The sequence below is a fragment of the Sulfurovum sp. bin170 genome, from assembly GCF_010892395.1.
In the GTDB taxonomy this organism is placed as follows: domain Bacteria; phylum Campylobacterota; class Campylobacteria; order Campylobacterales; family Sulfurovaceae; genus UBA1140.
Genome location: NZ_JAACKB010000143.1, coordinates 1 through 2,927, shown reverse-complemented (window position 1 = coordinate 2,927; position 2,927 = coordinate 1). Strand labels below are relative to the sequence as shown.

Genomic DNA, 2,927 nt, shown 5'->3' with positions numbered 1-2,927 from the left:
TATATATTTAATTATCATAGTCTACTGTTTTTTTATCTATATCTGTTAACTCTTCTATCATATATCTTGGTCTTGATTTGACCTCTTTATAAATTTTCCCTATATATTCACCTATAATACCTAAAGAGAGCAGTTGAATACCTCCTAAAAAATATATAGGTATTGTTGTAGAACTCCAACCAGGTATTGTTTGAGCAGTAAATAGTTTTAGATATAGAACCCAAATAATCATAATTATAGATAACAAAAATATAATGGTGCCTAATATTGTTATTAGTCTCAGTGGAAAAACAGTAAATGAGGTTATCCCATCCCAAGCAAAAGATAACATTTTTCTTAATGGATATTTGGTCTCTCCTGCTAATCTAGCTTTTCTTTCATAATACACAATATCACTTCTGTATCCAATAAGAGGAAAGATAGCTCTAAGATAGAGATTAATCTCTCTAAATTTATCTAATTCCAGTAAAATACTATTAGATATTAATCTGAAATCTGCATGATTTTTAATTATGTTAATACCTATTAGATTTTGTAAATCATAAAAAAATTCTGCACTTTTCCTTTTAAAAAAAGAGTCCGTATTTCTACTTTTTCTAACACCATATACAATTTCATTACCCAATTTATAAGATTTAATCATATCAGGTATAACTTCTATATCATCTTGCAGATCACTATCAATAGTTATGAATATATCTGCTTTATTTATATTAGACATCAATCCTGCCAATAAAGCATTTTGGTGTCCAAAATTATTTGATAACTTTATACCCTTTATCAACTTATCTGTTTTAGAAAATTGTTTTATTATCTCCCATGTGTCATCTCGTGAGCCATCATCAACAAAGCAGAGAAAACTATCTTCTGAAATCAAGTTATTATTTATCATTTCAACCATTAAATTAGATAATTTATCAATAGAGTATTTGATTATACTACTCTCATTAAAACATGGCAGTATTACTATCAGTTTTGACAATACCGTAACCTTTTAGATAATTTCATTATACATCTTCTCCCCATCCTCAATCCCCCCATTATACAAAATTTTATGATTCTCAACAATTATCATCTTACTACAGAGCTTTTTAACCAATTCAAAATCATGACTCACAAAGATAATAGTTTTCCTCATCTTCTTAAACTCATATATCTTATCTTCACTTCTCTTTTGAAAACTTCTATCACCCACAGAGAGTACTTCATCAATCAATAGTATATCAGGATTGGTATGAACAGCAATAGAGAATCCAAGTCGAGACAACATCCCAGAAGAGTATATTCTAATAGGTTGTTCAATAAACTCTTTTAGCTCTGAAAACTCTATAATACTATCTATATTTGATAACATCTCCTTCCTGCTCATCCCTAGTAAAATACCATTCAAAACAATATTCTCTCTTCCCGAGAGATCAGGATGAAACCCTGCACCAAGCTCCAACAGAGGTGCAATCTTGCCATTAACCTCTATCTTTCCCTCTGTAGGGAAAAGCACACCTGCCATAAGACCTAGCATAGTACTCTTTCCTGCTCCATTCCTCCCAACTATACCAACAACATCTCCATCTTTTATCTCAAAACTAACACGCTCTAGTGCCATAAATTGATTCTCTCTATACTCTTTAACTATCTTTATAGGATTAAACAGTAACTCTTTTATACCACTAGTATTGAGCAACTTATATTTTTTGGTTACATTGATAAACTCTACTCTATTCATTAGACCAACTCTGCAAATTTATATTTTAGCTTACCGTATATTTTTGATGCAAAAAAATATAAAACTATGGAGTATAGAGTCGCTAACAGTAAAAAGGTCAAATCAAATGAACCATCCAAAAAGAGCCTTCTCCAACTTATTATCAGTGGAGCAAAGAGATTTATATAGACAATATATCTATACTCATCAGGTATCATAGACAAAGGATATAAAACAGGAGTAAGATAAAACATAAATGTCATAAAGATACCCATTATCCTCTCTATATCTCTAAAAAAAAGATTTAGCGTTGCCACTATCAAGCTAATAGAGTATATTGTAACAATAGTTATAGCCAGGAGCAGAGGAATCCCCACAATCCAAATGGCATGAAGTGACAGTCCATAATAGAGGATAAATCCAATCAAAATAGGAATAGATGCCAAAAAATTAAATCCCTCACTTGTAACCAAAGAGAGAACCAAAAAATTTCTTGGAAAATTTACCTTTTTGATAAGAGATGCATTCTCATGGTAGAGCGTAGTCCCTGCTATAACACTATTGAGTATCCACTGCCACACAAATAGTGCAGAGATAAGAAACAGTGCATAGTTCTCTACATCAACCTTTGATACTACTTTGAATAGATAGTAAAATACCAAAGAGAGCAGAAGCGGATTTGCTAAAGACCAAAAATAACCCAAATAGCTGTTTTTATATCTAACCTTAATATCTTTCTTGACCAACTCAAAAAAAAGGTCTTTATAGTGTCCACTCCACGCCATTATGGAACCTGTAGATAAAGATGTATAGGGATAAGCAGAACAATCAAAATTAGTAACCTAGAGTAGAGCTTTTGAGCTTTTTTATAATTAGTACTATTTTTTGTCACCACTAGTGATGATGCTACCACTATCCAAAATATAATCTGAATAGATTGTGTATAGAAAATCTCTTGAACAAAACCATATATGGATATAGCTATTAGCGATGAAATTAGTGATAGTTGAACTATAAAGTTCTCTTTTCTGGGACTGTTTTTTACTATATCTCTAAATAGATAAAATAGTGATAGAAAGATAATAGATAGAAGAGTAAATAGACCAATTATTCCTTTACCCACTAAGTCTTGAAAATACATACTGTGTGAAGTTCCAAATCTACCTAAGGGGACAGTATAGTCATTTGAAATATATTTTTCACTTTTTTTACTATAAAAATAGGT

General features: G+C 30.9%; 4 protein-coding genes. All 4 read right to left on the bottom strand.

The features are described 5' to 3' along the window. Positions 1-7: 7 nt before the first annotated feature. Complete coding sequence (locus GSY74_RS03435; protein WP_164663712.1) at positions 8-982, bottom strand: glycosyltransferase family 2 protein; 975 nt, start codon at positions 980-982, stop codon at positions 8-10. 12 nt (positions 983-994) lie between these two features. Then, positions 995-1,723 carry an ABC transporter ATP-binding protein gene (locus GSY74_RS03430; RefSeq protein WP_164663711.1) on the bottom strand — a complete coding sequence of 243 codons (729 nt, stop codon included), beginning with the start codon at positions 1,721-1,723 and terminating at the stop codon, positions 995-997. Continuing rightward, complete coding sequence (locus tag GSY74_RS03425; RefSeq protein ID WP_164663710.1) at positions 1,723-2,487, bottom strand: ABC transporter permease; 765 nt, start codon at positions 2,485-2,487, stop codon at positions 1,723-1,725. Before GSY74_RS03425 ends, GSY74_RS03430 begins: the two co-directional genes overlap by 1 nt. Then, on the bottom strand, positions 2,487-2,927 hold a 441-nt coding region (locus GSY74_RS03420; protein WP_164663709.1), incomplete at its 5' end, for an O-antigen ligase. The genes GSY74_RS03420 and GSY74_RS03425, both read right to left, overlap by 1 nt.

Coding starts and splice junctions, on each gene's coding strand:
- GSY74_RS03430 (WP_164663711.1), bottom strand. CDS start 1,723: ATGAATAGAGTAGAGTTTATCAATGTAACCAAAAAATATAAGTTGCTC.
- GSY74_RS03425 (WP_164663710.1), bottom strand. CDS start 2,487: ATGGCGTGGAGTGGACACTATAAAGACCTTTTTTTTGAGTTGGTCAAG.